Source organism: Companilactobacillus mindensis DSM 14500 (assembly GCF_001434275.1).
GTDB lineage: Bacteria > Bacillota > Bacilli > Lactobacillales > Lactobacillaceae > Companilactobacillus > Companilactobacillus mindensis.
The window spans coordinates 1-5,238 of sequence record NZ_AZEZ01000071.1 but is presented as its reverse complement, the minus strand read 5'-3'; the positions used below and the strand labels follow the sequence as shown (position 1 = coordinate 5,238).

Here is a 5,238-nt window from a genome sequence, read left to right as displayed (position 1 = left end):
TAGTCTGGAATGAAATTCTGGTGGATGCTCAGCCGTGGAAGTCTCTTAGCTGGCGTGTCCCTTGCCAGGTTAGAGACAGACAAGCCTAGAGACAATTTGAACCGTAATTGGCTCTAAGTTGCTCTCACAGCGTTCCAGCAATCCACCAGAATTTCATGGAAGACGGCAGTGAACCAATTAAAAAACCGATAAAAACCATAAAACAGTTTATATCGGTCAAATTATAATTATAGATTTTCATCCATGTTAAATGTAAGTTTAGAAATGTTGATACCCTTTGTATAAAGTTCACCGAATAGTTTGTGAGCCTTATCTTGCATTTCTTTAACAACCTTTTGGTTTCTGTCTGTTAAGAACTCAACCAATTCGTCGCCAGAGTAGTTGGCAGCAAGTTTGTCAGTTTCAGCAACGGCCATACGAAGATCTTGGCGAACTTCTGTTAAGTAGTCGACGTCGTCTTGAATGAATTCTGTGTAGTTAGATTCAACAAGTACTGACAAAGCGTTGTACATCCAATAGGCATCCTTGAAGTTGAATGATAGAGAAGCATCGTTATATGAAGGATCTGTTTCATTCATGTTTGTGTAGAATGGGATGTATGGTGTGAATGTAGGGAATCCGATACATAACCACATAATAGCAGCGTATTCTTCTGGTACGTCGTTTCTGATTTGAAGAACGTGTGAGTTTTGTGTTCTGTTCAAACCGATTGGACGGTAACGGTGCTTGTCTTCGTCTGAAGCATATGGGCTATATGGATCGTAAGGTGTTTCGTTGTAGTGTGAACCTAAAACGTATTCGATGTCATCAACAGAGATCTTGTGATCAGTGGTTCTGATAAATGGTAGATCAACGTCTTCTGGATCTTGGTCGATTTCAGGGTTGAAGTACTTTTGACCGAACCAAACACGTGGTGTGTTGTAGTGGCGATCCTTCAAGTTGTCTGAACCGAAGATGTGTCTGAAGTTGAAACCAGTCTTATCAACGTTCAAGTGGTTCTTTTCAACGAATTCTTGGATACCGTCTGACCACATAAATTGTGCAGGATCATTGAAGTCGACTTGTTGAATTGAGACACGGTTAGCACAAACGGCATAACTGTCATCAGGAATTCTTTGAGCTACCCAGTGGTGACCTGTAACGATTTCCATGTACCAAACATCGTCTTTGTCACTGAATAGAACAGAGTTACCAGCAGGTGAACCGAATTTCTTGATCAATTCACCGGTACGTTCAACGGCACCTTTGGCTGAGTCAACGTAAGGTAGGACCATACGAACGATAACGTCTTCGTCCATACCATCTTTAACAAGTGGATCGAAAGCAAGAGCACGTTCGTTACCATAAGTACTTTCAGTAGCAGACATGGCAACGTTCTTTCCATTAATACCACTTTCATCGTAATATCCGAACTTTTTGTAATCTACGTTAGGAACGGCAGGCCATTTGTAACCATTTTCGGGAACCTCTGATTCGAAACCGTTCAACCATGATTTAACCTTGCGACCTTTTTCACCCTTAACAGCTGGGTTCAATACGAAGCTGTGTGGAGCTACAGCAAAAAATGTATCGTCGTTTCTGGCGATCATTGTTGATCCGTCTAAACTGGCGTTTTTACCAACTAAAATAGTTGTACAAGCGTCATCCAAATGATTTTTCTTCATCTCTTAGAATTCCTCCTATTTGTATTAAGTACATTTTAGCATATCTAAAGTTTAGAGTTATCTAAACTTGTTCTTTAATAACTTTCATAAATAATGCTATAATTTTCTAAACAACAGGAGGGGCAATAATGGATCTTGATACGAACAATAAGAGCGATTCTTTCATGAAGAATCTGCTATTAGGATTTCAACATTTATTAGCCATGTATTCAGGAGATATTTTGATACCGATTTTGATCGGTGCATCCCTTGGTTTCAGTGCTAAAGAAATGACTTACTTAATCTCAGTAGATATTTTTATGTGTGGGGTAGCAACACTTCTACAGATTAAGCGAACACCATTGACTGGGATTGGTTTACCAGTTGTTTTGGGTTCAGCGGTTGAATATGTAACGCCGCTACAAAACATAGGACATCACTTCGGAATCGCCTATATGTATGGTGCGATTATCGCAGCTGGTGTTTTCATTATGTTAGTTTCAAAATTATTTGCTAATCTAAAACGGTTCTTTCCAACCGTTGTTACTGGTTCATTGATTACGTTAATTGGTTTTACTTTGATTCCCGTGGCCTTTCAAAATATCGGTGGTGGCGATGCTACTGCCAAAAGTTTCGGAGACCCAACAAATTTAATTTTAGGATTTTCAACAGCTTTGATCATCGTCATAATCAGCATTTGGGGTCGTGGTTTTGTTAAACAAATTGCTATTTTGATTGGGATCGTCGTTGGTTACTTGATGGGGATTGGAATGGGAGAGATCGGCTTTAAAACCGTCGGTTCTGCACACTGGTTCCAAATTCCTCAACCATTTTACTTTGCAACGCCAAAATTTGAATGGTCATCGATCGTGATCATGCTTTTGGCCGCTGTAACTTGTATGATCGAGTCAACCGGAGTTTATTATGCTTTGGCAGAATTGACTGGCGATGATTTGAGTGAAAATGACCTTCAACGTGGTTATGCTTCAGAAGGTTTAGCAGCTATTTTGGGTGGTATTTTCAATACATTCCCATATTCAACTTTTTCACAAAACGTAGCTGTCGTTCAATTGTCAGGTATTAAAAAGAATAAGCCGGTATACTTCTCAGCCTTTCTTTTGATTATTTTAGGATTGATTCCTAAGGTGGGAGCGGTCGCTGAGTTGATTCCTAACGCTGTTCTTGGTGGAGCAATGTTGATCATGTTTGGTACCGTTGGTATCGAAGGTATCAAGATGTTATCTCGAGTTGAATTTACTAACAACAACATCATGATCATGGCAGTTTCAATCAGTTTGGGACTTGGTGTGACAGTTCAACCAACCTTGTTGCACTTCTTGCCATCAACGTTACAAACTATCTTGAATAATGGTTTGGTTGTCGGAAGTTTTTCAGCAATTATTTTGAATCTATTGTTAAATTCAAACAAAAAAGAAGCTTAATAGTTTTCACAAACTTTAATCATATTTTCATCACATTTGGTACGTATACTTATCGATAAATAAGATAAGCGTACGTATTTTTTTTAGCTAAAGGAGTGAAAAATATGACTGAATATAAATATATAAGTATTGTAATCAACAAATTTGCCTTACCTTTCGAAATTAAACTAGCAACGCCAGACCCTGACATGATCGACCAAACAGTAATCGATGAGGCCGTTAATAATATTTCTAAACAGATCAAAGAGTATGATGACATTTTCTCATTGGAAAATAAGGATTCATTATTATCTCGTTTTCAAGATGGTGAAGAAACTGCCTTGATGGTTTCAAAGACTTTCCAAGAAGTCTATGAACAAACGATCATGGCTGAACAAATGACGCACCATTACTTCAGCTCTTACTTCAATGGAAATTATGATCCGGTGGGCTTGTTGAATGGCTGGATGATCGATAAAATTTTCAACCGATATTTGTTAGCCTTATTGAGTGATGAAGGCATTGACGGCGTATCCTTACGTTGTGGTGAAGATGTCCGTTTGGCTAGCCGACCTAACATTGACTTCAGATGGAGAATTGCGATCAAAGATCCTAAGGACTTAGGTATTTTGTTGGCAACGTATTACTTACAAAATGGTGCTGTCTCAACTACCAACGAGAGACGCAGTTTACGCAAAGAGAAGAGTAACATTGAGCAAGTTACCATCGTCAGCAGCAATGCCCTAGATGCCAATATTTGGTCCTCAGCCGGCATTTCAGCAGGAACGAATAAGTTCCCCGAGTTTATCAGCAAATATCATCTAACCGGCATGATTGTCGATAAAATGTCAGGCATGGAAAACTTTCGGGATGGATTCTCAGACAAAGTCGCCTTATCAAGATAGAGAGTGCAACAGCCCCGGTTAACTTCAGAGTATTTGCCTAATCTCCCAAATTGCTTACCGTTTTTGTGAGTGATTTGGGGGATGTAGCAAAACGGAGGAAGTTGGGCTGAGGAATTTGTTTAAGATAGAGAGTGTAGCAGTACCGGTTATGTAATTTATCTAAGGAAAGTGCAAATTATGTTTGATTTTCAAAATATAACTTAACGAGACTTCTGATTCTTTTTGAACCAGAGGTCTTTTTTTGGCGAAAAGGTCTAAATTTGGTCATAAATAATTCAAATATTATCTTTATAATTTTTAATATAATCAAAATATAAATTTAATCCGAACCATTTTATGAGGTACATTATGCAAATTAAAAAATATCTTTTCCCTAATTTAACTGTTAATCAAATGAATATGAATTTTAAAATTGAAATTGCAACAACTAATCCCGATATTATCGTTATGAATCAATTAAAGGCTGCGGCAGAGCGGATCAATGAACAACTGAAAAAAATCGATCGAGATTTTTCACCTTTTCGTTACGATTCATTAGTCTCCAAATTTCAACGTGGCGATAAGTCGCCCATGAGATTTTCTAATGATTTTGAGTTTATTTATAATTCCAGTGTTTTAGCCGAACAAATGACGGATGGTATATATACTTCCCATTTTGCCGGTAAATATGACCCAATCAAATTAGTTAGGAGTTGGGCCATCGAACAAGCCTTTGATACATGTATGATTCCTATGTTAAAGCATCCTGATATCGATGGTATTTGGCTCAGCGACGACAATCAAATCAAAGTGGCCACTAAGCAAGGTTCTGATTTCAGTTGGTTGATCGATATTAAAGATTCAACCAAGACTGATGAAATCGTAACAACTTATTATTTAAAAAGCGGCGTGATTTCAATGATGGAAATTGCGGACAACAGTGGCTCACATATCGGTCACAATAATGTCAAACAAAGTATTATTTTGGGCAATAGTTTGACGGAAACTGGCATTTGGGCCGAGGTCAGTGTTTGTGCTGATATAAAAAAAATGGCCGCCTTTATTGAGCACTATCACTTGAGTGGCATTATGATCGATCAACAAGGTGACTATATGAATTTTAACAACGGAACGATTGCTAATACTAAAGAAATTTTTTAATGGATCTGTAAAATGATCAGATTTTTCCTTAAATATGTATCAAAAGAGTGTGGAAGAACTCAGTTAATGGGGGTCTTTTTCAAGTTTGGTTGTTCACTGCCGTCTTCCATGAAATCCCGGCGGATTGCT

General features: G+C 38.1%; 4 protein-coding genes. 3 read left to right on the top strand and 1 reads right to left on the bottom strand.

Annotated elements, in window-relative coordinates; all coding sequences use genetic code 11:
- Positions 1–227 precede the first annotated feature (227 nt).
- Entirely contained in the window at positions 228–1,664 is a 1,437-nt protein-coding gene (locus FD29_RS06425) for a C69 family dipeptidase (protein WP_057888127.1), read from the bottom strand.
- 128 nt (positions 1,665–1,792) lie between these two features.
- Here FD29_RS06425 and FD29_RS06420 point away from each other — a divergent pair, with 128 nt between their 5' ends.
- From FD29_RS06420 to FD29_RS06410, 3 genes are all read left to right on the top strand, one after another.
- On the top strand, positions 1,793–3,085 hold the full coding sequence (locus FD29_RS06420; RefSeq protein WP_057888126.1) for a nucleobase:cation symporter-2 family protein: 1,293 nt from the start codon (positions 1,793–1,795) through the stop codon (positions 3,083–3,085).
- Positions 3,086–3,189: 104 nt separating this feature from the next.
- Positions 3,190–3,969, top strand: a complete 780-nt coding sequence (locus tag FD29_RS06415; protein ID WP_057888125.1) for an FAD:protein FMN transferase — start codon at positions 3,190–3,192, stop codon at positions 3,967–3,969.
- Between the two features lie 348 nt (positions 3,970–4,317).
- Complete coding sequence (locus FD29_RS06410; RefSeq protein WP_057888124.1) at positions 4,318–5,109, top strand: hypothetical protein; 792 nt, start codon at positions 4,318–4,320, stop codon at positions 5,107–5,109.
- The last annotated feature ends 129 nt before the right edge of the window (positions 5,110–5,238 follow it).